This window comes from Streptomyces sp. NPDC107500, from assembly GCF_055582785.1.
In genome coordinates this window covers 562,042-585,661 of the sequence record NZ_JBVJPF010000007.1, presented here as the reverse complement: position 1 = coordinate 585,661, position 23,620 = coordinate 562,042, and the positions used below count along the sequence as shown (strand labels likewise).

Genomic DNA, 23,620 nt, shown 5'->3' with positions numbered 1-23,620 from the left:
CGGCCGCCCCGCTTCTACTCGAAGCGGGTGGTGTCTCCGGCGCCGTACCGCACGATCTCCGCCTCGCCCCCGGAGAAGTCGACGACCGTCGTCGGTTCGGTACCGCAGTCGCCGGAGTCGATCACCGCGTCGAGGACGTGGTCGAGCCGGTCCTTGATCTCCCAGCCCTGCGTCATCGGCTCCTCCTCGCCGGGCAGCAGCAGTGTGCTGGAGAGCAGGGGCTCGCCCAGTTCGGTGAGCAGGGCCTGGGTGACGACGTGGTCGGGGATGCGCACGCCCACGGTCTTCTTCTTCGGGTGCTGGAGCATGCGCGGCACCTCCCGCGTCGCCGGCAGGATGAAGGTGTAGCTGCCCGGGGTGGACGCCTTGATCGCCCGGAACACGTCGTTGTCGATCTGCACGAACTGGCCGAGCTGCGCGAAGTCCTGGCACACCAGGGTGAAGTGGTGCCGGTTGTCCAGTTGCCGGATCGACCGGATGCGGTCGATGCCGTCGCGGCTGCCCAGTCGGCAGCCCAGCGCGTAGCAGGAGTCCGTCGGGTACGCGATCAGCGCGTCGGAGCGGACGCTGTCGGCGACCTGCGCGATGCTGCGCGGCTGGGGGTTCTCGGGGTGCACGTCGAAGTACTTCGCCATTCACCGAGCTTATGCCCGTCCGCGTGCGACGGCCGACAGGCCCGGTCGGGCGCCCCGTCCGAACCTTCCGCGGGGGCTCGCACCGGGTCCGCGTCCGGGGCCATGAGGTAACGTCCCCGACCTGGGCCGGGGGCGAGGCGAGGACGAGGAGAAGGCCGACGTGGCGGGCCGAGCGGACGGGACGGGACAGCGCGCGGCGGGAGCCGCCGAGCACGCGGGATGGGCGGAGGAACTCCTCGGCCACCTGCGGCCGGCCGGCCGCGACCCGAACAGGGTCGTGACCTGGCTGGCCGGCGCCGCGGACGCCGCGGTCTCGCTCCAGGACGGCACCGGCCGCCTGCTGGCCGGCGCCCGCCTCCCGCTGGACGAGGGCCTGGTCGCGGACATCACCGGCGGCCGGATCGCCTCCGCCGCCCTGGAGGACGCGGGCCGCCAGGTGCGGCTCGTCCGCGTCGCCCGCTCCCACCCGGCGCCGGACGCCGTACTCGCCGTGGCCCGCGAGGCCCCCTTCGACCGGCGGGCCTCCGACATCGTCGCGCACACCGCCCAGGTACTGGAGCTGCTGCTGGCCGGGCACGAGTCGGCCGCGGCCGGACACCGGCTGCGGCGGGCCACCTCCGACCTGCGCCTGGCCATCCTGCAACTGCTGATGGTGGAGGACACCGTCTCCGCCCGACGGGTGGCCGCCGGACTCTGGCCGGGGCTCCTCGACACCGACACGGCCTGCGTGTACGTCGTGGAGAGCAGCCCCGGGGAACGGGACCGCCTGGCCGAGGAGTGCGTGTCGGCGACGGCGGAGGGGGCGCTGGTGGTGCGCTGCCCCGCGATGGACGGACACGTCATCGTCCTCGCCCCCCGCGACGGGGCCGGCCGGGAGCTGCGTACGCTCGTCGGCGGCCTGCCCGGCGTGTTCCTCGGGGGCAGCACCCGGCAGGGACTCGCCCGTACCGCCGCCGCGTACGGACAGGCGGTGAGCGCCCTGGCCGTCGCCCGGTTCCGGCCGGAGCAGTCGGCCGTGTACGCCGAGCGGACCCGCCCCGAGCTGCTGATGGAGCCCGCCGTCCTGTACGGCTGGACGGCCCGGGTGCTGAGCCCGCTCGACGGCCTGCCGCACCACACCCGAGCCGAACTGCTGGCCACCACCCGGCTCGGCCTGGAGTTCACCGCCGTCAACACGGCGAAGATCCTCGGGGTCAGCCGCAACACGGTCCGGGCCCGCATGGACCGCGTCGAGGGTCTGCTGCGCACCGACTTCACCGACCTGACCGTCCGCGCAGCCGTCCACCTCGCCCTGAACTCGCAGGTCGGCCTCGCCGAGCCGCCGGGTGGGACCGCCCCCGGACGGCCCGGGGCGGCCGGCCTCACCGACCTGCTCTCCGGTCCCGCGCTGCGTACCTGGGCCGCGGACCTGCTCGGCCGTCTGGACCCGGACGGCCGGGACCTGCGGCGCACCCTGCGCACCTGGATCGCCGTCGGCGGCAACGCCGAGCGGGCCGCCCAGCGGCTCGGGATGCACGCCCAGACCGTCCGCGAGCACGTCCGCAGCGCGGAGCCGGTCCTGGAACGCCAGCTGCTCGCCGCCGGCAGCGACCTGTACGAGGTCGTCCTGGCCCACCTCGCCGAGGGAGACCTCGGCGGGCCGCCGCTGCCCGGGACGAAACCGGGCCATCCGGACTCACCTGTGCACGGGTGAGTCCTTCCGGCCCGGCAGCGGGCACCGGCACGATTCACAACGGCGGAGCCGTTCACGTAGGTTCGACCGCACCGGGGGCACGACCGGAACGGGGGACCGGTCGCGCCCCCGGCTCCGTCGCGCGGACGGCCGCGATCCGGGGGCCGGTCAGCCGTGCGGCAGGATCACCGCGCGGCCGTTGACCTCGCCCGCGTGCAGCCGCTCGTACGCCAGGGGCGCGTCGTCCAGCGTGTACGTCTCGGTGTGCACCGACACGGCGCCCGAGCGGGCCAGGTCCAGCACCTCGATCAGTTCGCGGCGGCTGCCCCAGTAGGGCGCGGTGACCGACACCTCGAACGGCAGGACGCCGAACCCGACGGGGAGCGTGCCGCCGCCGATGCCGACCAGCGTGACATCGCCCTCGACGGCGGCGACGGCGCCCGCGGTCCGCACGGTCGGCGCCACACCGACGAAGTCGAACACGGCCTCGGCGCCCATGCCTCCGGTCAGTTCGCGCACCGCGTCCGCCGCCTTCGCGTCCGACAGCACCACCTCGTGGGCGCCCACCTCACGGGCGAGGCGCAGCTTGTCCTCGCTGACGTCGAGGGCGACGACGCGGGCGGACGTCAGCGCCCGCAGCAGCTGGACGGCGACGTGACCGAGGCCGCCGGCCCCGATGACCACCGCGGTCGAGCCGGGCACCAGCTTGGGCAGCGACCGCTTGATCGCGTGGTACGGCGTCAGCCCGGCGTCGGTCAGCGGAACGGCCGCGACGGGGTCGAGCCCGTCCAGGGGCACCAGGTGCCGGGCGTCGTCGATCAGCAGGTACTCGGCCATCGACCCCGGCCGTCCCAGTCCCGGCGGGCGGATGCCCAGTGCGTCGGCGCGCAGGCAGTAGTTCTCCTTGCCCTCCGCGCACTTGGCGCAGCCGCCGCAGCCCCAGGGCCCGTACACGGCCACCGCGTCGCCCTCGTTCAGCCCGGTCACCCCGGCGCCGAGCGCGGCCACCGTGCCGACGCCCTCGTGGCCGAGGGTGAGGGGAAGTTCGTAGGGGAAGCCCTCGGCCGGCCAGCCCATCACCGCGATGTCGGAGTGGCAGACGCCGGCCGCGGTCACCTTCAGCAGCACCTGGCCGGGGCCGGGTTCCGGGTCGGGGACCGTGACGACCTCGGGCGGTGCCCCGATGGTGCGGTACTGCAGTGCCTTCATGGTCGAACTCCTTCTCTCTCCCCCCGGGTTGTGTGACGGGCGCTCAGACGGCCGTGTAGGCGCCGTCGACCAGGTGGTAGCCGCCCGCCATGAAGGACGCCCGGTCCGACAGGAGGAAGGCGATCAGCTCGGCGACCTCCTCGGAGCGCCCGAGTCGCCCGGCCGGGTGCAGGGCGACCAGGCCCTCGTACGCGGCCTCGTCCATGGACTTCAGCAGCGGCGTGTCGATGAATCCGGGGCCGACCGCGTTGATCCGGATGCCCTTGGCGGCGTATTCGGCGCCGGCGGTCCTGGTCAGGCCGACGACGCCGTGCTTGGCGGCGACGTAGGCGGGGGAGCCCGCGAAGCCGACGGAACCGAGGATGGAGGCGACGTTGACGATGGCGCCGCCCCTGCCCGCGGACTCCATGACGGGCAGTTCGTAGCGCATCGAGTAGAAGACGCCGTCCAGGTTGGTGCGGACGACCCGCTGGTAGGCGTCGACGTCGTACGCGCCGGTCGGGGCGCTCGGGCCGCCGATGCCCGCGTTGTTCACGGCCAGGTCCAGGCCGCCGAAGGTGTCGACGGTGAACCGCACGGCGGCCTCGACCGACTCCGGGCTGGTCACGTCCAGCTCGACGGCGGCGGCCTCGACGCCTTCCGCGGTCAGTTCGGCGACGGCCTTGCGGGCGCCAGCGGCGTTGTGGTCGGCGACGACGACGCGGGCGCCGGCCGCGCCGAGGCGGCGGGCGGTGGCCAGGCCGATGCCGGAGGCGGCGCCGGTGACGAGGGCGGTGCGGCCGGCGAACTCGGGGGCGGAGCCGGTGGGCGCTGTCGCGGGGGTGGTGCCGGTGGTGCTCATGGTGCTTGCTCTCTGTCTTCCTCTGTGCTGGCGGGGGTCGCGGCCGCGGCCTCCGAGATCAGGGCGTCGTAGGCCCGCTCCACGAGGGCGGCGAGGTCTGCGGCTCCCGAGTCCGGCGCGTCACCGCGCGCCCACAGGCGCAGGGCGGCGATCAGGACTCCGGCGGCGGCGTCGACGAGGGCGGCCGGGCGCACGTCCCGGGCGTCGTCGGTGCCGAGCCTTTCGGCGACGATCCGGATCGACTCCTCCTGGGCGTCGACGCGGATGCGCTGGTAGGCGGCGAACAGGTCGGGCTCGGTGTCAGCCAGGGCCACCAGCCGGCGCATCCGCGGGCGGACGTGCCAGGCCGGGTCCTCCCCGTCGGCCAGCCAGTCGCGCACCGCCCGGCGGTAGGCGAGCAGCGGCGGCTCGTCGGCGGGGCGGGCGCGCAGCAGCTCGTTGATGCGGGCGCCGTCCCGGCGGACGAAGTCGAGGGCCGCGTCCTCCTTCCCGGCGAAGTGCCGGCTGAACGTGCGGCGCGTGACGTCCGCGCGCTCGGCGATGGCCTCCACCGTGGTCGCCGCCGAACCGCGCTCCAGGAGCAGGTCGCAGGCGGCGGTGGCCAGCGCGTCCCGGGTCTGCCGGGCCTTGCGCTGCCGTCGGTCCTCGGTGCCGGGGGAGGGCTTCGTTGCCGTCATGCGTTCGAGCGTACACCCAGAAATGTCCCACTGGGACATGTGACTCAGTGGGACAGGTGACCCGACGGGACATGGCAGGTTCAGGGGCGCTCCACCCGCCCGGCCCTCACCCCGCCGCGCGTGCCACCGCGAGGGCCTGTTCGGCGTACCCGCGCCCGAACAGGACGGCGTGCACCAGCAGCGGGAACAACTGGTGCAGGCCGACGCGGCCGGCCCAGCCGTCGGCGAGCGGCGCGCTCTCCTCGTACGCCGCCGTGATGCGCTCCAGGTGCGGGCAGCCGAACAGGCGCAGCATCGCCAGGTCGGTCTCCCGGTGCCCGCCGTGCGCCGCCGGGTCGATCAGGTGGACGTGCCCGTCCTCGCCCCAGAGCACGTTGCCGTTCCACAGGTCGCCGTGCAGCCGGGCCGGCGGCTCCGTGGGACCCGCGAGGCCGGGCAGCCGCTCGCAGACCCGTTCGACGTCGGCCGCTTCGCCCCCGGTGACGGTGCCGTCGTCCACCGCACGGCGCAGATACGGCAGGACGCGGTGCTCGGCGTACCAGGACGGCCAGTCGCTCCCGACGGCGTTGCGCATCGGGGCGAGCCCGATGTACGCCTCCTCGGGCCCGCCGGGCGGGGCGGCCCCGAACGCGGGCGCACCGGCGGCGTGCAGGGCGGCCAGCTCCCGGCCGAACCGGTCCGCCGCCGCCACGCCCGGCGGGCCCTGCGGCACCCGGTCGACGACCAGCCGCCGCTCGTCGTGCCCGTGCACCACCGGGACCCGCACCGCACCGGCCGCGGCCAGCCAGCGCAGCCCGGCGGCCTCGGCCCGCACGGCACCCGCGCCGTCCACGGTCTTGACCACCACCGTGCGGCCGTCGTCGAGGACGACCTCGCCGAGCGAACCGGACAGCCGGCGCTCCGCGGTCGCCGGCCGGCCGGTGAACCGCGCCGCGACGTCCGAGTACGAGGAGTCGGAACCCACGGCCGCCAGCCTAGGGCTGCTCCGCCGCGCCCGCCCCCGCCTGCCGCCGACCCGGTGAAAACCGCGCGGTACGCCGATCGAAGACGGGCGGGGCGGGGGAGCAGTGGGACTATGACCAGTTCAGCGTTCCAACGCACCATCATCCTGCCCGCCCCCGTGTGCCAACAGGCCGCACAGCACCTCGAACACGCGGTGCAGAAGGCCATCGACGGTGCCGCGACGCCCTGGCGTGCCTTCCGCACCGCCGACGGCGACGACTTCGCGTTCTCGGTGCCGGTCGTCGAGCAGGCCGCGGGCTGCCTGCTGGTGCTGGCCGCCGAGAGCGCCCAGAGCCTGCGCCCCTCCGCGCTGCGCGCCCTGATCACCGTCGCGCTGCACCTGCGGGACGCGGCCGAGGCAGTCCGCCGCCCCGCGCTCCCCACCGGGGCCTGGTGAACACCGGAGCACCGGGCAACGAAAAGACCGTGCCGCGCTTCTGAACATGTGTTTGGCTCTACGGCATGGAGTTCACGCGCTTCCTCGACTGCCTCGCGGCCGACTACGACCGCCTGCGGACCGTCGTCGGGACCGACGCCGACGCAGCGGTGCCGACCTGCCCCGGCTGGACGGTCGCCGATCTGACCCGCCACGTCGGCGAGGTCTACCTGCACAAGACCGTCGCCATGCGCGAGGGCGTCGAGCCCGAGCCCTGGCCGCCCAAGGAGTTCGCCGACGAGGAGCCGGCCGCGCTGCTCGACCGGGGATACACGGCGCTGCGCGCCGAGTTCGCCACCCGCGCCCCCGGGGACGCGGCCGCCGGCTGGTACGGCCCCGACCAGAGCGTCGGCTTCTGGATCCGGCGGATGGCCCAGGAGACCGTCGTCCACCGCATCGACGCCGAACTCGCCACCGGCCGGCCCGTCACCCCCGTACCGGACGACCTCGCCGTCGACGGGATCGACGAACTGCTCAAGGTCTTCGTCTCGTTCGCCGTCGCGGAGTGGGGCGAGTACTTCACCGAGATCCTGGACGGCTCCCCGGGACGCACGTTCCTCGTGCGGGCCGGTGACGCGGTCTGGCGGGTGCGCACCGGGCCGGGGGAGTTCGCCGTGACGGACGGCGCCGGCGACGGCGCGGCCGACGTGACGCTGAGCGGCGCCCCGGAGGCGGTGCTGCGCCGGCTCTGGAACCGGACGGGCACCGAGGACGACGACGGCGTGCGCGTCGAGGGCGCTCCCGAGGCCGTCGAGGAACTGCGGCGCTGCATCGTCGTCGCGACCCAGTGAGGAACGGGGCCGGCGTCAGGTGCCGATGAGGCGCAGCGCCCCCCACAGCGCCACGGTCGACGCCGCGACCGTGGCCGGCACGGTGAGCAGCCCAAGCAGCGTGAACCGGGCGAGGCTCACCTCGATGCCGTGCCGGTGCAGGATCCGCCGCCAGAGCAGGGTCGCGAGCGAGCCGACGTAGGTGAGGTTCGGGCCCAGGTTCACGCCGATCAGCACCGCGAGCACGTGCGCCGGACCGGCGGGCGCGGCCAGCGGGAGCAGGGCGAGGACGGCCGGCAGGTTGTTGACGACGTTGGCCAGCACCGCGGCCACCGCCGCCACCCCGAGCAGCGCCGGCAGCGAGTCCCCGTCCGGCAGCAGCCGCCCGAGCCCGGACGCCGGGCCGCCCGTCACCACCGCCTCCACCACGACACCGAGGGCCAGGACGAACACGCAGAACAGCGGCGACGCGGCGCCCACCATCTCCCGCGGCGTGACGTGCCGCCGGGCCAGCGCCCGCAGACCGAGCACCACGACGCCCGCCAGCGCCGCCCACGCGGGGTCGAGCCCGACGGGGGAGGAGAGGGCGAACCCGGCCAGGGTCAGGGCCACGACGACGACGGTGAACCGGGGCACGGTCGGCGTGGCACGGGCGGCCGCTCCCGGCGCGGGCGCGGCGGCCGGCTCGTCCAGGTCCGCGCGGAAGAAGCGCCGGAAGACGGTGTACTCCACGGCGATCGCGGCCAGCCAGGGCAGCGCCATCAGCGCGGCGAACCGGGTGAAGCTCAGGCCGCTGGCCGTGAACGCCAGCAGGTTGGTCAGGTTCGAGACCGGCAGCAGCAGCGAGGCGGAGTTCGACAGGTGCGCCGTGGCGTACACGTGCGGGCGGGCGCGGGCACCCGTACGGGACGCGGTGGCGAGGACCACGGGGGTGAGCAGGACCGCGGTGGCGTCCAGGCTGAGCACGGCCGTGACCGCGCAGGCCACGCCGAACACACCGGTCAGCAGGCGCCGCGGGCTGCCTCCGCAGCGGCGGGCCACGGCCGCGCCGACGGCCTCGAACAGGCCCTCCTTCGCGCTCAGGTACGCCAGCATCAGCACCAGCGCGAGGAAGACCACCACCGGCAGCAGCGTGCGCGTCTCCTCCCACGCCTGCTGCGGGGTCACCATGCCGAAGGCCACGGCGAGCACGGCGGCGGGTACGGCGGCCACCGCCTCCGGCAGCCCGCGCGGGCGCAGCACGGCGAAGGCCAGGACGCCCAGCAGCAGGACGAGGGGGACGGCCTCGGAGAGGACGGTGGTACTCAGGACTTCTCTCCTCGGATGCCCGCGACGGCCCGTGCGGCCGGTGCGGCCTGGCTGGAGCTGCCGATTCTGTCAGTGGCCCAGCTTCGCCCGGACGCCGCCCATGGTCGCGGCCGGCCGGGCCGTGGCCCGTACCGAACGCTGGACCAGGTGGGCGTCGTGCCGCACCCCCTTCGCGGCATGCCGCCCCCGCCACAGGAGGGACGGCCTGCCCGCGGTGTCGTCGGCCGCGATCAGCAGGCCGCCCATCATGGCCAGGTTCTTGAGGAAGTGGACGCGCTGCTGCGCACGGTCGCCCGGGTCCTCCGCCTCCCAGAAGCGGTGCCCCGCCAGCGTGGTGGGCACCAGCGTCGCGGCCAGGGCCAGCGCGGCCACCCGGGGGCAGCGGCCCAGCCCCAGCATGATCCCGCCCACGACGTGCACGGCCCCGTTGAGCCGGACGAGTTGTTCGGTGCTGTCCGGCAGCACCGACACCCGCTCGGTCACCGGCCGCACGACCGGCTCGGCGGCCGGCGCGACGTCCTGGGGCCTGCGCAGGGAATGCAGGCCGCCCGCGACGAACATCGAGGCGAGCATCGGGCGGCCGGCCGTACGCAGAAGACTCATGACGCGTTCTCGCTCTCTTCGAGGGTGTCGCAAGGTGTCGCTCACTCAGATCATCGAATGCCCGGTTCGGTCGGCGCCATTCGGCCGCTCCTTGTGGGAGCGCTCCCAGAGAGGGAGGATGGCAGGGTGATCCAGACTGCCGCCGTACGTCCCTACCGTTCCGCCGACGCCGCCGCGCTCGACGACATCTGCGTCCGCACCGCGCACAACGGCCGCGACAGCCGGCCCGTGTACGCCGACCCCTCCGTACTGCCCGCGATCTTCGCCGCCCCGTACGTCCATCTGGACCCTGCTCTGGCCTTCGTGCTGGACGACGGGGAGGGGCGGGCGGTCGGCTACATCCTCGGTACGGCGGACACACCGCGCTTCGCCGAGGAGTTCCGCTCCACGTGGCTGCCGCGGGTCGCGGACCGCTATCCGGCGCCGCAGGGTCCGCCCGACGGCCCGGACGCGGTCATGGCCGGGCTGCTGCACGATCCCGAGCGGATGATCGTCCCCGAACTGGCCGCCTACCCGGCCCATCTGCACATCGACCTGCTGCCCGACTGGCAGGGGCGCGGGTACGGCCGGGCGCTGATGCGGGAGTTCTGGCGGGCGCTGCGGGAGCGCGGCGTGCCGGCCGTCCATCTGGTCATGGCCACCGCCAACACGCAGGCCAGGGCCTTCTACGACCGGATGGGCTTCCAGGAGATCGAGGTGGCGGGCATGGATCCCGCCGACGTCACCTGCCTGGGGCGGGCGACGCAGGACGACGCCTGACCGGCGCCCGGTCCGGTCGGCGCGTCAGGCCGCGTTCAGCTGGTAGACGTTGAAGGCGCGGCGGATCACCGGCTGGGCGACGTTGCGCACCCTTACCCCGCCCGCGGTCATGCCGTGCTCCGTGCCCAGGTGGGCGTGGCCGTGGACGGCGAGGTCAGCGCCGGCCGTGTCGATCGCCTCGGCGAGCAGGTAGCTGCCGAGGAACGGGTAGATCTCCGGCGGTTCACCGGCGAGCGTGTCGGCGACCGGGGAGAAGTGGGTGAGGGCGATCCGCACCGCGCAGTCCCGGCCGGCCAGTTCCTCCAGGGCGGAGCGCAGACTGTCCGCCGAGCGCCGGGTGGTGCGGACGAACTCCTTCATCAGGGGCTCGCCGAACTCCCCGGCGCTGCGGCCCACGAACCCCCCGCAGAAGCCCTTGGCTCCGGCGATGCCGACCCGGGTCCCGGCGCACTCCACGACCACGCCCTCACCCTCCAGCACGGTCACACCGGCGTCCCGCAGGAGCGCGGCGACCTTGTCGGGCCGCTCGTCGTGGTGGTCGTGGTTGCCGAGGACGGCCACCACCGGCACCGGCAGGCCGCGCACCTCCTCGGCGACCACCCGCGCCTCCTCCGGCGTGCCGTGCCGGGTGAGGTCGCCGGCGAGCAGCAGCAGGTCGGCGCAGTCGGGCAGGGTCTCGAAGGCGGGCCGCAGCAGCCCCTGGCTGTCGGGCCCCATGTGGATGTCCCCGACGGCGGCGACGCGGATCATCGCAGCTCCTCGGCGTGGTCGGGGCCGGCGGTCTCCACCACCACGACGTCCGCGTGCACGGTGAGCCCGGCCAGTTCCTCGCGGGCGATCCGCAGCAGCGTCTCGCGGCACCGCTCGGACGGCACCGTGCCGGTGATCGCGACGGCACCGGCCCGGATCTCGGCGCATACGCCCAGCTCGCCCAGTTCCTCCGCGGCGAGCCGGTCGTGCAGGTGGGCGATGCGGTACTCGATGTTCTCGCCCGGCGGGGGACCGGTGGGCGTCGCCGGCCGCCCGTGGGGCGTGGGCTCGCTCATGACTGCTCCTCCTTCGCGGGGGCGGTCGGTGCGCCGGCCGGGTGTCCGGCCGGGGGGATGATCTCCAGCCGTTCCAGGATGAAGAAGAACGCGGCCGGCATCGGTGCGTCCGCGCAGTCGCGGCGCAACTCCGCCCAGTCGATCTTCTCGCGCAGTGTGCGGGCGATCGGCAGCACCGCGCCGAAGTCGCAGTGGTGCTCCGAGAAGGCCGCCAGCAGTCCGCGCAGCAGGTCGGTGGGGGACAGGACCGGCATCAGCACCGAGTCCACGGAGAGGTCCTGCGCCCGGTCCAGCAGCTCCGTCGTGACCGGCTCGTGCGCCAGCTCGAAGATCAGGTCGACCTGCTGGCCCAGGCAGCTCGCCTTCAGCAGCCAGTCCTCGGGCGGCGTGTACACCACCAGGCCCGCCGCCCGCAGTGTCGCGGCGACGGCGTCCGCGTCGTCGGGCCGGATGCAGAAGTCCACGTCGTGCTGGAGGTTCTGGGTGCCGCCGTGCGCGTACACGGCGACACTGCCGGCCAGCGCGAACGGGTGCTCCGCCTTCTTCAGGGTCGAACCCACCTGCTTGGCGGCCTGGAGGATCGCCTGGTTGCGGTCGACCGGCAGATCCTCGTGGCCCGGCTCGCTCGGCGGAGCCGGCCCGGGGTCCCCCGTTGCCGGACGGAGTTCGGAAACGCCGGCGCGCTGTTCCAAAGCGTTCTCGTCGGCGGGCTGCCTCATCAGTGGTCCCCTTCCGGGCGGTCGCCGTCGTCGGACCGGAACGGACCGGCCCTCCCCTGCGAACGCGGGTACCCGGCGCGCTCCCCGCGACACCGCGGCGCTCCCCGAGGTGGGGTCGGGGGATCGCGGGCACTCGGACGGCATGAACGACAAGCGGATGCGACAGCGGACCGCCTCCGAGGACCGCCGGACCGTGGAACGGCTGGTGGCGGCGTGGCTGGCGGAGACCGAACGGCACGACGCCGGCGCGGCCGACGAGGCCCGCACCGGATGGGAAAGGGGCGTCCTGTCCGAACCGGCCGCCCAGGACCTGGCCACCTGGGTGACCGCCCGGATCACCGACACCGGATTCACCGAGGACGAGGGCCCCTACGTGGCGGGCCCCGTCCGGATCACGCCGTCGGACAAGGACACCGTGCACGCCTGGCTGCGCGCCCGGGGACACCGCGTGTGACGCGACGCCCGGCCCGTCCTCGCGTCGTCAGCCGGGCGGGGGCCGCCACTCGAACATGAGCAGCGTCGCGTCGTCCCGCAGGCGGTCCTCCTGCATGGCCAGGATCGAGTGGATCAGCCGGCGCAGCGACTCCGGCGCCAGTTCGCCGCCGGCCGTGGCCCGGATGACGTAGTCGGCGAACCGCTCCAGGCCGAGGAGCGTCGCCTCCCGGGTCCGCGCCTCCACGACACCGTCGGTGTACATCAGCACCCGGTCCCCGGGCTCCAGCGAGATCTCGTGGGTCCGGCGCGGCCGGGCGGTGAGCTGCGCCGGGAGGCCCATCGGCGGATCGGCCTCGCGTTCCATGGCGTCGATGACCAACCGCTGGTCGCGGATGAGGATGGGCGCGGGGTGGCCGCAGTTGGCCCAGCGCAGCACCCCGGTGGCCAGGTCGAGCTGGCAGACGACCGCGGTGCAGAACTGGTCCGGCAGCCAGGCGGACAGCGCCTCGTCCACGGCCGTCACCAGCTCGGGCAGCTCGGCGCCCGTGCGCCGGGCGTTGCGGCAGGCGGCCAGGGCGACCGCGCTGGTGAGCCCGGAGGCCAGGTCGTGCCCCATGGCGTCCATGACGGCCACGTGCAGGGTCGTCTCGGTGAGCGAGTGGTCGAAGGCGTCGCCGCCGATCTCGTACGCGGGCTCCAGGACGGCCGTCGACACGACCTGCGCGTTGCCGATGGTGCGCGGCGGCAGGAAGGCGCGGAGCATCTCGGCGGGCAGCTGCATCCGTTCGGTGCGGGTGCTGCGGACGTAGGAGTCCTCGTAGGCCCGCTTCGAGGTGATCATCATGGCGGTCAGCGAGGCCAGTGCCCGGCCCCGGGTGAGCGTCGACGAGGTGAGCGCGGTGTCGTTCACGGCCAGCACGCCGAGCCGCTCCGCGCCGTCCAGCAGCGGGAACCAGGCGGTGACGCCGTCCGCCCCCGACTCCTCCACACGCAGCGCCTGTGTGCGGTACGCCCATCCGGCCAGAGACCCGTCGACGGGGAGGGCCGTGGCCATGCCGGTCTGCGGGACGAGGTGCCGCTGCTGGAGGTCGACGAGGTAGACCACGGTGTGCCGCAGTCCGAGGGCGTGGGAGCAGCGGGCCACCGAGGTGGGCAGGTCCAGGGTGAGGTGGGCCGGATCGGCGAGGAACCCCTGGAGCGTGGCGTCGCCCGGCTCCGGCGTGGACACCTCTGCTCCTCTCGTCGGCGGTCCCGCGGCGGCGGGGACGTTGCGCAGCAGTCTGGCACCGCGTGCCCGGCCCCGCCCGTCGGGCGGACGGGGGAGCGGGCCGACACGGACGGCTCAGGCGTGCAACCCATCGGGGCCGTACCGAGTCGTACTGGACAAGCAGTACCGAGACCGACACAAGCTCAGATGATCCGACATGGGGGAAACATGCACGTCCGTGCCCGAGGGACCCGCGCCGTGGCGGCCGCGCTGGCGGCCGGCGCCGCGCTCGCCGTGACCGCCGTCCCGGCGAACGCCGCACCACCGCGATCCGCCTCGCCCGCCTTCCTGGAGCCGGCCGAACTGCCGCCGCACCCCTCCTCCGACTGGTACGCCGGCCCCGTCACCGCCGGGCAGCCCGACCCGCTGCCCATGTGCGTCGGCGACGCGCTGCCGTCCACCGCCTCCCACCGCCGGTACTGGACGGAGTACGACACCGGCGCCCTCCAGGTCACGGTCGTCGAGCGCAGCACGCGGCACGCCGTGAAGCTCGCCGCGCTGCTGCGCGAGGACCTGGCCGACTGCGCGCGTGAGGTGATGGAGCGGTATCCCGACATCACCGCCACGCAGAAGTACTACGGCCGCCTCGACGTGGAGGAGGGCGCCCACGTCTACGGGGTGCACACGGTCGCCGAGTGGGGCGCCTCCGACATCGGCCTCTTCTCGGTCGGCCGGGACGGCAGGACCGTGACCGTCGTGCAGTGGGGCCAGATGGGCACCTTCGAGCACGCGCAGGTGGCCGACTTCAAGGCCACCACCGTCACGGCCGTCGGCAAGCTGAACTGAACGCACGCGGGGGCGGGCCGGTGCTCCGGCCCGCCCCCGCGGTGTGCCCCGGCGCCGGTCAGCAGTCCGGAACGCCCGCGATCTTCTCGCCGCCCCTCAGATACAGGTTGTTGACCCAGGCGATGTCGCTGCCCGAGAACTCCTGCACGGCGGTCCACCAGCTGTTGCCGCCCACCGCGGGGTCGTTCACGTACTCGCCCTGCTTCTGGCAGACCGCGTCCAGCCAGTAGGTGGAGCGGACCGCGAGCACGTTGGAGGTCCTGGTGGGGTGCTGGCGCAGGTTGACGCCTGTCGCCCAGATGTAGACGTCGGTGAGGGCCGGGTCACCGCCGCTCGGCGCCGCCGGGGCGGCCTGGGCCGTGCCGGCGAGCCCGCCCACGGCGAACGCGGCCGCCGCCAGCGCGGTGACGGAGTGACGCATCAGTCGCTTCATGTGTGATCTCCCCCTGTGCCGATCCGCGGCCGGGCGGCACCCGGCCCGCACTCGGCACTCTAGGGACGATCGGGGCCCGGGGGTCCCTGAGAAGTGTCAGGGCCCGGTGTGCTCCGCCTCGTCGATCGCTGCGAGTTCGGGGTGGTGGAGGTCGAAGGCCGGCGACTCGGAGCGCACGCGCGGCAGCGCGTGGAAGTTGTGCCGGGGCGGGGGACACGACGTGGCCCACTCCAGGGAACGCCCGTAGCCCCACGGGTCGTCGACCTCGACCGGACGTCCGTACTTCGCGGTCTTCCACACGTTGTACAGGAACGGCAGCGTCGACAGACCGAGCAGGAAGGCGCCGACGGAGGAGACCGTGTTGAGCGCCGTGAAGCCGTCCGCGGCCAGGTAGTCCGCGTACCGGCGGGGCATGCCCTCCACGCCGAGCCAGTGCTGCACCAGGAACGTGGTGTGGAAACCGGCGAACAGCGTCCAGAAGTGCACCTTCTCCAGGCGGTGGTCGAGCATGCGGCCGGTCATCTTCGGCCACCAGAAGCTGAATCCGCCGAACATCGCGAACACGATCGTGCCGAACAGCACGTAGTGGAAGTGCGCGACGACGAAGTACGAGTCGGTGACGTGCCAGTCCAGCGGCGGCGAGCCGAGGACCACCCCGGTCAGCCCGCCGAAGAGGAACGTCACCAGGAAGCCGGCCGCCCACAGCATCGGCGGCTCGAAGGACAGCGAACCCCGCCACATCGTGCCGATCCAGTTGAAGAACTTCACCCCGGTGGGGACGGCGATGAGATACGTCAGGAACGAGAAGAACGGCAGCAGTACGGCACCGGTGGCGAACATGTGATGCGCCCACACGGTGGCCGAGAGCCCCGCGATGGCGATGGTGGCGCCCACCAGTCCCGTGTAGCCGAAGATCGGCTTACGGGCGAAGACCGGGATGATCTCGGTGACCACCCCGAAGAACGGCAGCGCGAGGATGTACACCTCGGGGTGGCCGAAGAACCAGAACAGGTGCTGCCACAGGAGCGCCCCGCCGTTCTCCGCGTCGAACACATGGGCGCCGAAGTGCCGGTCGGCCTCCAGCACCAGCAGCGCGGCCGCCAGCACCGGGAAGGCCAGCAGCACCAGGACCGAGGTCAGCAGCACGTTCCAGACGAAGATCGGCATGCGGAAGATGGTCAGGCCGGGGGCGCGCATGCAGATGATCGTGGTGATGAAGTTGACCGCGCCCAGAATGGTGCCGAACCCGGACAGCGCCAGCCCCATGATCCACAGGTCGCCGCCGAGGTAGGGGGCGCGCAGCGGGCCGCTGAGCGGCGTGTAGGCGGTCCAGCCGAAGTCCGCCGCGCCCTGCGGCGTGAGGAAACCGCCCAGCACGATCAGACCGCCGAACAGGAACAGCCAGTACGCCAGCATGTTCAGCCGCGGGAACGCCACGTCCGGCGCGCCGATCTGCAACGGCATGACGGCGTTCGTGAACCCCGCGAACGTCGGGGTGGCGAACAGCAGCAGCATGATGGTGCCGTGCATCGTGAAGGCCTGGTTGTACTGCTCGTGGGAGAGCACCTGGATGCCGGGCCGGGCCAACTCGGCCCGCAGCAGCATCGCCAGCGCCCCGGCGATCAGGAAGAACGCGAACGACGTGACGAGGTACAGATGACCGATCCGCTTGTGGTCGGTCGTGGTGACCCAGGAGACGAGCACCCGCCCCCTGCCGTGGCGTTCCGCCGGGACCGCGGCGATCGGTCGGGTCGGTTCGGTGGGGCCGGTCTCTGTCACCATCCGACCAGGGCAACCGAGCCCCGGCCGCCCGCGTCGATGCCACGTCACGCAACCACCGAGGTACGGCCGGTTGGCTGATCGTTTGTAGCCGTCCGGGTGGGCAGGCGCCCCGGGCGGCCGAAGCGGCCGTCACCCGAATGGCCCCCGCACGCTACTGGTCACGGCCGAACCGGTGTCTCCTTGAGGGTGTCAGCGGCGTCCAGGCTGGGAGGCCGATCATGTACGAAATGTGCGTGGGCCCGGAGAAGGCGGGCGGAGCGTTGGTGTGGCACGTGTTGGCCAAACAGGCCGCGGCCACGCTGTGCGGACAGCAGCTCCGCGAACGTATTGAGGCATCCGACGGTGAACGGGCACGTCACTGCCCGGACTGCATGGCTTCCTTCGAGAAGTTGATGGCAACCTCACCGTGCTGACGGACCGTCCGCGAGCCGTCCGCCCCGTCGCTCCACGCGGCGGGGCGGACGGCTTTCCCGTGCCCGGAGCCGTTGGGCGACGATCACCCGGTCGGGCCAGTGTCATGACGGGGTCCGGGGGAATTCGCCGAGCATGCCCCGGGGCGCGACGTCCTCCCGCGTCCGGGGCGGTGGGACGCGCCGCGGCCGGGATCCCCGAGTCGGCCGCGGCGCATCCTCCTGCCATCGCGCGCCGGTGCCCGCCGCATCGGCCCTGGATGGGTGTCGGCCACCGGAACATTTGGGTGTCGTCCCCGATGGCCGCGCCACCCCCCGGCGTGTGACCGTGGACCGACGCCGCGCCCCGGGGGCCTTTTCGGGGGCCGGGGGACGTTGCAGGGAAGCCTCATTCAGCCCGTTCGCGGGCGTTGCCGCGTGGTCCGTTCCGGGTGTGCGTCCGCACCCCGAGTAGCCGGGGCGGCCGGTGCCCCGTTCGGTTCCGGGAGCGGTGTCACGGCACCGGCGCCGGTCGACGGCGTCCGTCCGTCCGCCCGACGACGACGCACCACAGACGACGCACGACAGATGAAGGAGAACCCGCATCCATCCCCGTCAAGTGAAGCCCTCCCCACTCTCCGCACGGCGGAAGGCGGTGACCCGTGGGACACGCTGACACCCTGCTCGCCATGGGCGGCGCCTTCCTCGCCGCCGCGTTCCTCGCCCGCCTCGGCGGCAGGATCGGACTTCCGACGATTCCCCTGTTCATGCTCGCCGGCATCCTGCTCGGCCCGCACACCCCCGGCTTCGTCCTGGTCGAGGACGCGCACGACTTCGAGATGCTCTCGGCGCTCGGACTGGTGCTGCTGCTGTTCTACCTGGGCCTGGAGTTCCACCTCGACGACCTCAAGACCGGCGGCAGGCGGCTGCTCGCCGCGGGCGGCATCTATCTGCTCCTCAACGTCGGGGCCGGGCTCGGCTTCGGGTTCGTCCTCGGCTGGGGGCTGCGCGAGGCGCTGGTGCTCGCCGGGGTGCTCGGCATCTCGTCCTCCGCGATCGTCACCAAGATCCTCATCGACCTGGGCCGGATCGGCCGCCCCGAGACGCGTCTGATCCTGGGCGTCATCGTGGTGGAGGACATCTTCCTCGCGCTGTACCTGGCCGCCCTGCAACCGATCATCGCGGGCGCCCAGGGCTTCGCGGAGATCGCCCTCCAGGCCGGCAAGGCCTTCGGCTTCCTCCTGCTGCTGGCCGCCGCGGCCCGGTACGGCACCCGGCTCGTGGGCCGCCTGATCGAGACCCGGGACAACGAACTCCTCGTCATCAGCTTCCTCGGCGCTGCCGTGCTGGTCGCCGGCGTCTCCGAGGTCCTCGGCGTGGCCGACGCCATCGGCGCCTTCATGGTCGGCCTGATCCTGGCGGGCACCCCTTCCGGGCCCCGGATACGCGAGTTGGTGCACCCGCTCCGTGACGCCTTCGCGGCCATCTTCTTCTTCGCGTTCGGTCTCGCCATCGACCCCGGTGACATCGCCTCCGTCGCGGGTCCGGTCGCCGCGGCCGCTGCCCTGACCGTCGTCATGAACATCGCCGCCGGACTCTGCGTCGCCCGGCTGTACGACTACGGTGCGCAGCCCGCCGCGGAGATCGCCACCACCCTGGTCGCCCGCGGGGAGTTCGCGCTGATCCTCGCCGCGATGGCCGCGGGCGCCGGACTCGACGAGCGGCTCGCCCCCTTCATCGCCGGGTACGTGCTCGTGCTCGCCGTCCTCGGTCCCATCGTGGCGGCGCGGGCGCACCTGCTCGCCGGTGCCCTGCGGACGGCCGCCGGGCTGCTGCCCGGGACCAGGTCAACGGCCGCCGTACGGGGCGAGGGCAAGGGCGGGGACGGATCGTCGGAGTCCGTCGCGGTGTCCGCCGGGGCGGCCTCGCCGTCGTCCTCGTCCGCCTCGGAGCGCGCGGAGGCCGAACGCTAGGCCGTGCCCGGGGCCGGGAGGAGACGCGCGGGATCCGGCCCACGGGACGGGAGCTGTACGGCGTTCCGGCCGCCGCCGAGCGCACCGGTCGCCCACCCGCCCCGCACGGCACCCTTCCCCCCGGTGGGACAATCTGCCCACAGGGCCGGTGTCCGACGCCGTGGGGGTCGGAGCCGTCCGGGACCGGAAGGAGCCGTCAGCATGATCGAGTGGGTGCCCCTGGCCAGTGGTGCGAGACCCGTTCCCCGGCCGGTCGCCGCTCCCCTGGTGTGGGCGGGGGCCTTCGGCGGCGCCCTCGCCCTGGTGGCACTGCTCAACGGCACGGTGGGTTCGGGCCGTCCCGGACTGGCCCTCCTCGTGCTCTCCGTGCTCGCGGCGCTGCTCGGGCTCTGCGCCCGCTTCACCGCCGCTCCCGGGACGGCCGTGCTGTGCTGGCTCTCCCTCAACGGTTTCGCGATCCCGCCGGCCGGTGTCCTGACGTGGACCGGCCGGCGGGACGCGCTCTGGCTCGCCTGCCTGCTCGGCGCCGCCCTCGTCGGCACGGCGCTGGCCCGCGTGGCGCACGCGCGGGCCGCCTACCGGCGGCTCGGCGCGGCGACGGGGCCCGAGTCGCCGGAGCCGGGCCCCGGCGACCTCTGACCGTTCCGACCGCCGCCCCGCGCCGGACGGTGGTCCGGGAAGGGCCCGCCGGACACCCGGCGCGGCCCTTCCCGCCTGTGACGGGGTCAGGCCGTGTGCAGCGTCAGCCCGTAGCGGTTCAGGATCTCGTTGACGGGCTGGAACCAGGTCTCGCCGCCGCTGGAGCAGTTGCCCCAGCCGCCCGAGGTGACGCCCTGCGCCTGGTCGCCGCTGATGAAGGAACCGCCGGAGTCGCCGCCCTCGGCGCACACGCTGGTCTTGGTCATCTGGTGCACCGCGCCCTGGCTGTAGTTGACCGTCTCGTTCTTGGCGAGCACGGTGCCGCAGTGCCAGTGGGTGGTGGAGCCGGAGCGGCAGATCGAGGCGCCCACGGGCGCCTCGTTGGAGCCGCGCACCAGCTGGTCGGAGACGGTGCCCCAGCCGAGCACGACCGGCACGGTCCACCAGCCGCTGCCCACGCTGACCCAGGCGTAGTCGTTGCCGGGGAACGACGAGCCCTGGAACGTGCCGATGTACGACCGGTCCCAGCCGCTCACCCCCGCGCCCGTCCCGCCGCAGTGCCCGGCGGTGACGAACCCGCCGTGCACGGAGAAGCCGATGGAGCAGCGGACGTTGCCCGTGTAGTACGGGTCGCCGCCGACGGTGCCCGCCGCGAACGTCTGCGGGGCCGAGGCCACCGTCCGCACCGTGACCGGACCGGCCTCGCGGGCCTGTTTCACGAAGCGCCGGACATCGTTGTCAGCCTGGTCGGCCCGGACCACGTCGACGACCACGGTGTTCGCCGCCGTGTCGACACGCCAACTGCTCACCCCGGCGGGCGCGTCGAGGCGGTCGACACGTGCCTTGGTCGCGTCGAGCGCCTCGGCGCTGTGCTCGACGGTGCGCACCTGTGCGCCGGTGGCGCGGACCGCCGCCGCCGTGGACGGCGCCGCGTCCGAGGTGACGGCGACGGTCAGCCGTCCGGAGGCGGCGTCGAACCACGAGCCGCCGAAGGCCTTTCCGGCGGCCCGGCGTGCCTCGGGCGCGAGGTCGCCGGCCCGGCGTTCGGCCGCGAGCCGGTCCTCGGCCTCGGCCCGGGTGAGACCGAAGTCCCGCTGCATGGCGTCCAGGAGACCGGCGGAGGCCGGCTGCTCGGTGGAGGGGGAGGGGGCGTCGGCCGCCGAGGCCGGCAGGGTGCCGACCGCGGTGAGGCTGCCGAGTACGAGGAGGCCGGCCAGGCCGAGGTGCCTGAGTCTGCTGCGTCTCACGGGAGTTGCCCTTCGTCGTTCCAGCAAGGTGGGGGTGGAACAACCGCGTACTGAGAGCGCTCTCATCGGGTTCCTTGGAGCTTAGCCAGCCAGCGTTATCAGGTCCATGCCAATGCAGGGCCTTTCCGTGGGACCGGGGCCGGACGGCACCGTGCCGGCCACCCCGGGCGGGGTGGCCGGCACGGTGTGCGTGGCGTGCCGGTCAGTACCAGGCGGTCTGCGCCCAGACGTGGCCGTCGCAGGTCAGCAGGGCGCGGGAGACGCGGCCGTTCAGGTTGTTGCCGATCTTCGAGTAGGCGTAGTTGATGCCCGGGTCGACGGTCTCTGAGACCCAGCCGTCGGCACGTCCGGCGCCCGAGTTCGAGCGCTCCAGCACGGCGGCGCAGTTGGCCCGGGAGTTCTCGATCCGGGCGAACGAACCGCAGCGGGAGGAGTAGAAGTACTTCAGCGCCATGCCCTCCGCGTACCGGGTGGCGCCGACCTGCTGGAACGTCCCCGCGCAGCTGGACACGGTCGGATACTGCCCCTCCATGCCGTAGGCGCCGTAGTTCCCGCCCGAGTACGGTGCGGCCTGGGCCGGTACGGCGGACAGCGCCAGCGCGACGGCGGCGCCCCCCGCGGCCAGCAGAGTGGTGAGCGATGATCGGCGGCTCATGAGCCCTCGTTTCCCGTGTCGGTGATGACTGTGTCGGCGGTGAGCCGGACCGGCGACCACCCCCGTCAGCGACGTTAGGCGGGCCTCGCGGTGCCCGGTACCTGAGAGATGTCAGGGCGGTAGGGATCCTTCCGCCCCGGTTGGCCGCGCGCGGAAGGGGCACTCAGTGCTGCGTCGGGCGGTGACGGCGACCGGAACCAGGAGGCACGCGTGGCGGTTCGGCATCGGTTGGTCCAGGCGACCCCGCAGGCGGTGTGGGACGTCCTCGCCGACGGCGACCTGTACGTGCAGTGGGTGGTCGGGCCCTCGGACTCCACCCCCGAGGCCGGACAGTGGCCGCAGGTCGGGGCGACCATCGCCTACGAGGTGCGGCTGGGACCGCTGCGGCTGAACAACGAGTCCGTCGTCCGGCACAAGGTCGACGGGTCCCTGCTGGAGATCGAGGCCAAGGCCGGCCGGCTCGGCACCGCCCGGATCTCCGTCGAGCTGCGCGCCTGGGGTGAGGAGTGCCTGGTGATCGTGGACGAGCACCCGCTGCGCGGTCCCGGCGGCCTGCTGCACAACGCGGCCGTCGAGGCGCTGATCCAGGTGCGGCACCGCGCGATGCTGGCCCGGCTGGCCGGGCTGTGCGAGTCCCGGGCCGGGGAGCGGCGCCGCCCCGATCAGCCGGACACGGCCGGGTCCGTGGAGTACCGACCGGGAGACGGCCGTGCCTGACGCCGTCGTGATCGGTGCCGGCCCCAACGGACTCGTCGCGGCCAACCTGCTGGCGGACGCCGGCTGGAGCGTACGGGTCCTGGAGGAGCAGCCCGAGCCGGGCGGCGCGGTACGTCACGACTCCGGGGTCGCCCCGGGCTTCGTCAGCGACCTGTTCAGCTCCTTCTACCCGCTCGCCGCCGCCTCCCCGGTGCTCGCCGGGATGCGGCTGGAGGACCACGGACTGCGCTGGGCCCACGCCCCCCACGTACTGGCCCACCCGCTGGGCGACGGCACGTGCGCCGTCCTCGACCGCGACGTCGCCGTCACGGCCGCCTCCCTCGACACCTTCGCGCCAGGGGACGGTGCCGCCTGGGAACGCCTGTGCGACGTGTGGGACCGCTACCGGGCCGACATCCTGGACGCCCTGTTCACCCCGTTCCCGCCGGTCCGCGCCGCCGCCCGGCTGGCCCTGCGGCTGCGCGGCGCGGGCGGGCTCAGGCTGGCCCGCACCCTGGTGCTGCCGGTGCGCCGCATGGGCGCGGAGGAGTTCCGGGGCGAGGGCGGCAGACTGCTCCTGGCCGGCAACGCCCTGCACGCCGACCTCGCGCCCGAGGCCGCCGGCAGCGGCGGCTTCGGCTGGCTGATGTCGATGCTCGGGCAGACCTACGGGTTCCCCGTGCCGGTCGGCGGCGCCGGAGCGCTCACCGCGGCCCTGGTCCACCGGCTGCGCTCCCGCGGCGCCACGGTGAGCTGCGGGCACCGGGTCGAGCACGTCGTGGTCCGCGACCGGCGCGCGGTCGGTGTCCGCACGGCCGGCGGGGAACTGGTCGCCGCGCGCCGCGCCGTCCTCGCGGACGTCTCCGTGTCCGCCCTGTACGGCGGCCTGGTCGCCCCCGAGGACCTTCCCGGACAGGTCCTGGCCGACCTGCGGCGCTTCGAGTGGGACTTCGCCACCTTCAAGGTGGACTGGGCGCTGGACGGACCCGTGCCCTGGCGGTGCGCGCGGGCGGCGGGGGCCGGCACCGTGCACCTGGCCGACGGTCTCGACGAACTGACCCGGTTCGCCGCCCAGATCGCCATGGGCCGCGTCCCCGACCGTCCCTTCTCGCTGTTCGGCCAGATGACGACGTCCGACCCGACCCGCTCACCCCGCGGCACCGAGTCCGCCTGGGCCTACACCCACGTCCCCCACGACGTCCGGGGCGACGCGGGCGACGCGGGCATCACCGGGAGCTGGGACGCCGGGGAGCGGGAGCTGATGGCCGACCGGGTCGAGCGCCAGGTGGAACGCTTCGCACCTGGCTTCCGTGCTCTGATCCGGGCCCGTCGGGTGCTGGCCCCGCCGACGCTCCAGGCCCTGGACGCCAACCTGACGGGCGGCGCCATCAACGGCGGCACCGCCGCCATGCACCAGCAACTGGTCTTCCGGCCCGTGCCCGGCACCGGGCGGCCGGAGACCCCCGTGGCCGGGCTCTACCTCGCCTCCGCCGCCGCCCATCCCGGCGGCGGAGTGCACGGCGCGCCCGGTGCCAACGCCGCCCACGCCGCACTGCGCCGGCACCGCTTCGCGGGCCTCACCCGGGCGCAACGGGCCCTGGCCCGCCGCGACCGGGCCGGCGAGAGACGGTGACCGTCCGA

25 protein-coding genes are annotated in these 23,620 nt (G+C 73.9%); 10 read left to right on the top strand and 15 right to left on the bottom strand.

Translation table 11 applies throughout. The features are described 5' to 3' along the window. Positions 1–14: 14 nt before the first annotated feature. Complete coding sequence (locus ACZ67M_RS29165; protein WP_163015978.1) at positions 15–635, bottom strand: L-threonylcarbamoyladenylate synthase; 621 nt, start codon at positions 633–635, stop codon at positions 15–17. Between the two features lie 160 nt (positions 636–795). On the opposite strand from ACZ67M_RS29165, the gene ACZ67M_RS29160 reads away from it, so the two are divergent. Then, positions 796–2,328, top strand: coding sequence for a helix-turn-helix domain-containing protein (locus ACZ67M_RS29160; RefSeq protein WP_467324234.1), 1,533 nt, complete (start codon positions 796–798; stop codon positions 2,326–2,328). Between the two features lie 147 nt (positions 2,329–2,475). Here ACZ67M_RS29160 and ACZ67M_RS29155 read toward each other — a convergent pair whose 3' ends face one another. The 4 genes from ACZ67M_RS29155 to ACZ67M_RS29140 all read right to left on the bottom strand — a co-directional run bounded on the left by ACZ67M_RS29155 (position 2,476) and on the right by ACZ67M_RS29140 (position 5,998). Then, positions 2,476–3,516, bottom strand: coding sequence for an NAD(P)-dependent alcohol dehydrogenase (locus tag ACZ67M_RS29155; protein WP_469853543.1), 1,041 nt, complete (start codon positions 3,514–3,516; stop codon positions 2,476–2,478). A 43-nt stretch (positions 3,517–3,559) separates the two neighbouring features. Next, positions 3,560–4,357, bottom strand: a complete 798-nt coding sequence (locus ACZ67M_RS29150; RefSeq protein WP_469853541.1) for an SDR family NAD(P)-dependent oxidoreductase — start codon at positions 4,355–4,357, stop codon at positions 3,560–3,562. Continuing rightward, positions 4,354–5,034 carry a TetR/AcrR family transcriptional regulator gene (locus ACZ67M_RS29145; RefSeq protein ID WP_392014781.1) on the bottom strand — a complete coding sequence of 227 codons (681 nt, stop codon included), beginning with the start codon at positions 5,032–5,034 and terminating at the stop codon, positions 4,354–4,356. The genes ACZ67M_RS29150 and ACZ67M_RS29145 overlap by 4 nt, the downstream gene beginning before the upstream one ends. A gap of 106 nt (positions 5,035–5,140) precedes the next feature. After that, positions 5,141–5,998 carry a fructosamine kinase family protein gene (locus ACZ67M_RS29140; RefSeq protein WP_469853539.1) on the bottom strand — a complete coding sequence of 286 codons (858 nt, stop codon included), beginning with the start codon at positions 5,996–5,998 and terminating at the stop codon, positions 5,141–5,143. Positions 5,999–6,109: 111 nt separating this feature from the next. Between ACZ67M_RS29140 and ACZ67M_RS29135 the strand changes: the two genes are divergently transcribed. Together ACZ67M_RS29135 and ACZ67M_RS29130 are read left to right on the top strand one after the other, a co-directional pair. Continuing rightward, positions 6,110–6,433, top strand: a complete 324-nt coding sequence (locus tag ACZ67M_RS29135) for a hypothetical protein (RefSeq protein WP_122618148.1) — start codon at positions 6,110–6,112, stop codon at positions 6,431–6,433. A gap of 65 nt (positions 6,434–6,498) precedes the next feature. Next, a complete protein-coding gene (locus tag ACZ67M_RS29130) occupies positions 6,499–7,263 on the top strand; it encodes a maleylpyruvate isomerase family mycothiol-dependent enzyme (RefSeq protein ID WP_392104405.1) in 765 nt (254 codons plus the stop codon). 15 nt (positions 7,264–7,278) lie between these two features. Here the strand turns inward: ACZ67M_RS29130 and ACZ67M_RS29125 are convergent, their stop codons facing one another. Next, positions 7,279–8,550 (bottom strand): SLC13 family permease, encoded by a 1,272-nt coding sequence (locus ACZ67M_RS29125; RefSeq protein ID WP_469853591.1) that lies wholly within the window; start codon positions 8,548–8,550, stop codon positions 7,279–7,281. A gap of 69 nt (positions 8,551–8,619) precedes the next feature. Then, complete coding sequence (locus ACZ67M_RS29120; protein ID WP_469853537.1) at positions 8,620–9,153, bottom strand: DoxX family protein; 534 nt, start codon at positions 9,151–9,153, stop codon at positions 8,620–8,622. Positions 9,154–9,279: 126 nt separating this feature from the next. On the opposite strand from ACZ67M_RS29120, the gene ACZ67M_RS29115 reads away from it, so the two are divergent. Further along, the gene (locus tag ACZ67M_RS29115; RefSeq protein ID WP_361362514.1) at positions 9,280–9,912 is read left to right on the top strand and encodes a GNAT family N-acetyltransferase; all 633 of its coding nucleotides are present in this window, start codon (positions 9,280–9,282) and stop codon (positions 9,910–9,912) included. 24 nt (positions 9,913–9,936) lie between these two features. Here ACZ67M_RS29115 and ACZ67M_RS29110 read toward each other — a convergent pair whose 3' ends face one another. From ACZ67M_RS29110 to ACZ67M_RS29100, 3 genes are read right to left on the bottom strand one after another with little or no spacing between them, the layout of a single operon-like run. Beyond that, positions 9,937–10,662: a metallophosphoesterase family protein gene (locus ACZ67M_RS29110; RefSeq protein WP_392104406.1), complete on the bottom strand. Its 726-nt coding sequence runs from the start codon at positions 10,660–10,662 to the stop codon at positions 9,937–9,939. Next, positions 10,659–10,958 carry a BON domain-containing protein gene (locus tag ACZ67M_RS29105; RefSeq protein WP_469853535.1) on the bottom strand — a complete coding sequence of 100 codons (300 nt, stop codon included), beginning with the start codon at positions 10,956–10,958 and terminating at the stop codon, positions 10,659–10,661. Before ACZ67M_RS29105 ends, ACZ67M_RS29110 begins: the two co-directional genes overlap by 4 nt. Next, positions 10,955–11,677 carry a nucleotidyltransferase family protein gene (locus ACZ67M_RS29100; RefSeq protein WP_385799819.1) on the bottom strand — a complete coding sequence of 241 codons (723 nt, stop codon included), beginning with the start codon at positions 11,675–11,677 and terminating at the stop codon, positions 10,955–10,957. Before ACZ67M_RS29100 ends, ACZ67M_RS29105 begins: the two co-directional genes overlap by 4 nt. Before the next feature lie 142 nt (positions 11,678–11,819). On the opposite strand from ACZ67M_RS29100, the gene ACZ67M_RS29095 reads away from it, so the two are divergent. Next, positions 11,820–12,131 carry a hypothetical protein gene (locus tag ACZ67M_RS29095; protein WP_125491589.1) on the top strand — a complete coding sequence of 104 codons (312 nt, stop codon included), beginning with the start codon at positions 11,820–11,822 and terminating at the stop codon, positions 12,129–12,131. Between the two features lie 27 nt (positions 12,132–12,158). Here ACZ67M_RS29095 and ACZ67M_RS29090 read toward each other — a convergent pair whose 3' ends face one another. Then, on the bottom strand, positions 12,159–13,340 hold the full coding sequence (locus ACZ67M_RS29090; RefSeq protein ID WP_361362527.1) for a PP2C family protein-serine/threonine phosphatase: 1,182 nt from the start codon (positions 13,338–13,340) through the stop codon (positions 12,159–12,161). 207 nt (positions 13,341–13,547) lie between these two features. Here ACZ67M_RS29090 and ACZ67M_RS29085 point away from each other — a divergent pair, with 207 nt between their 5' ends. After that, positions 13,548–14,165: a hypothetical protein gene (locus tag ACZ67M_RS29085; RefSeq protein ID WP_361362530.1), complete on the top strand. Its 618-nt coding sequence runs from the start codon at positions 13,548–13,550 to the stop codon at positions 14,163–14,165. A gap of 58 nt (positions 14,166–14,223) precedes the next feature. Here the strand turns inward: ACZ67M_RS29085 and ACZ67M_RS29080 are convergent, their stop codons facing one another. Both ACZ67M_RS29080 and ctaD read right to left on the bottom strand, forming a co-directional pair. Then, a complete protein-coding gene (locus tag ACZ67M_RS29080) occupies positions 14,224–14,598 on the bottom strand; it encodes a peptidase M23 (protein WP_392014775.1) in 375 nt (124 codons plus the stop codon). A 96-nt stretch (positions 14,599–14,694) separates the two neighbouring features. Continuing rightward, a complete protein-coding gene (gene ctaD / locus ACZ67M_RS29075; RefSeq protein WP_392014773.1) occupies positions 14,695–16,380 on the bottom strand; it encodes an aa3-type cytochrome oxidase subunit I in 1,686 nt (561 codons plus the stop codon). 1,051 nt (positions 16,381–17,431) lie between these two features. Between ctaD and ACZ67M_RS29070 the strand changes: the two genes are divergently transcribed. Continuing rightward, on the top strand, positions 17,432–18,742 hold the full coding sequence (locus tag ACZ67M_RS29070) for a cation:proton antiporter (protein ID WP_469853531.1): 1,311 nt from the start codon (positions 17,432–17,434) through the stop codon (positions 18,740–18,742). A 201-nt stretch (positions 18,743–18,943) separates the two neighbouring features. Next, positions 18,944–19,381, top strand: coding sequence for a hypothetical protein (locus tag ACZ67M_RS29065; RefSeq protein ID WP_385799811.1), 438 nt, complete (start codon positions 18,944–18,946; stop codon positions 19,379–19,381). A gap of 86 nt (positions 19,382–19,467) precedes the next feature. Here ACZ67M_RS29065 and ACZ67M_RS29060 read toward each other — a convergent pair whose 3' ends face one another. Together ACZ67M_RS29060 and ACZ67M_RS29055 are read right to left on the bottom strand one after the other, a co-directional pair. Continuing rightward, on the bottom strand, positions 19,468–20,628 hold the full coding sequence (locus tag ACZ67M_RS29060) for a S1 family peptidase (RefSeq protein WP_392104410.1): 1,161 nt from the start codon (positions 20,626–20,628) through the stop codon (positions 19,468–19,470). Positions 20,629–20,830: 202 nt separating this feature from the next. Continuing rightward, entirely contained in the window at positions 20,831–21,283 is a 453-nt protein-coding gene (locus ACZ67M_RS29055) for a hypothetical protein (protein ID WP_361362546.1), read from the bottom strand. 210 nt (positions 21,284–21,493) lie between these two features. On the opposite strand from ACZ67M_RS29055, the gene ACZ67M_RS29050 reads away from it, so the two are divergent. Continuing rightward, complete coding sequence (locus ACZ67M_RS29050) at positions 21,494–22,000, top strand: SRPBCC family protein (protein ID WP_392014765.1); 507 nt, start codon at positions 21,494–21,496, stop codon at positions 21,998–22,000. Next, positions 21,993–23,612, top strand: a complete 1,620-nt coding sequence (locus tag ACZ67M_RS29045; RefSeq protein ID WP_469853529.1) for a phytoene desaturase family protein — start codon at positions 21,993–21,995, stop codon at positions 23,610–23,612. Before ACZ67M_RS29050 ends, ACZ67M_RS29045 begins: the two co-directional genes overlap by 8 nt. Positions 23,613–23,620: the final 8 nt, after the last annotated feature.

Excerpts from the sequence above, each read along its gene's own strand:
- ACZ67M_RS29135 (WP_122618148.1), top strand. The coding sequence starts at position 6,110 with ATGACCAGTTCAGCGTTCCAACGCACCATCATCCTGCCCGCCCCCGTG.
- ACZ67M_RS29065 (WP_385799811.1), top strand. The coding sequence starts at position 18,944 with ATGATCGAGTGGGTGCCCCTGGCCAGTGGTGCGAGACCCGTTCCCCGG.
- ACZ67M_RS29145 (WP_392014781.1), bottom strand. The coding sequence starts at position 5,034 with ATGACGGCAACGAAGCCCTCCCCCGGCACCGAGGACCGACGGCAGCGC.
- ACZ67M_RS29155 (WP_469853543.1), bottom strand. The coding sequence starts at position 3,516 with ATGAAGGCACTGCAGTACCGCACCATCGGGGCACCGCCCGAGGTCGTC.
- ACZ67M_RS29130 (WP_392104405.1), top strand. The coding sequence starts at position 6,499 with ATGGAGTTCACGCGCTTCCTCGACTGCCTCGCGGCCGACTACGACCGC.
- ACZ67M_RS29085 (WP_361362530.1), top strand. The coding sequence starts at position 13,548 with ATGCACGTCCGTGCCCGAGGGACCCGCGCCGTGGCGGCCGCGCTGGCG.
- ACZ67M_RS29055 (WP_361362546.1), bottom strand. The coding sequence starts at position 21,283 with ATGAGCCGCCGATCATCGCTCACCACTCTGCTGGCCGCGGGGGGCGCC.
- ACZ67M_RS29095 (WP_125491589.1), top strand. The coding sequence starts at position 11,820 with ATGAACGACAAGCGGATGCGACAGCGGACCGCCTCCGAGGACCGCCGG.
- ACZ67M_RS29165 (WP_163015978.1), bottom strand. The coding sequence starts at position 635 with ATGGCGAAGTACTTCGACGTGCACCCCGAGAACCCCCAGCCGCGCAGC.
- ACZ67M_RS29080 (WP_392014775.1), bottom strand. The coding sequence starts at position 14,598 with ATGAAGCGACTGATGCGTCACTCCGTCACCGCGCTGGCGGCGGCCGCG.
- ACZ67M_RS29110 (WP_392104406.1), bottom strand. The coding sequence starts at position 10,662 with ATGATCCGCGTCGCCGCCGTCGGGGACATCCACATGGGGCCCGACAGC.
- ACZ67M_RS29105 (WP_469853535.1), bottom strand. The coding sequence starts at position 10,958 with ATGAGCGAGCCCACGCCCCACGGGCGGCCGGCGACGCCCACCGGTCCC.
- ACZ67M_RS29150 (WP_469853541.1), bottom strand. The coding sequence starts at position 4,357 with ATGAGCACCACCGGCACCACCCCCGCGACAGCGCCCACCGGCTCCGCC.
- ctaD (WP_392014773.1), bottom strand. The coding sequence starts at position 16,380 with ATGGTGACAGAGACCGGCCCCACCGAACCGACCCGACCGATCGCCGCG.
- ACZ67M_RS29120 (WP_469853537.1), bottom strand. The coding sequence starts at position 9,153 with ATGAGTCTTCTGCGTACGGCCGGCCGCCCGATGCTCGCCTCGATGTTC.
- ACZ67M_RS29100 (WP_385799819.1), bottom strand. The coding sequence starts at position 11,677 with ATGAGGCAGCCCGCCGACGAGAACGCTTTGGAACAGCGCGCCGGCGTT.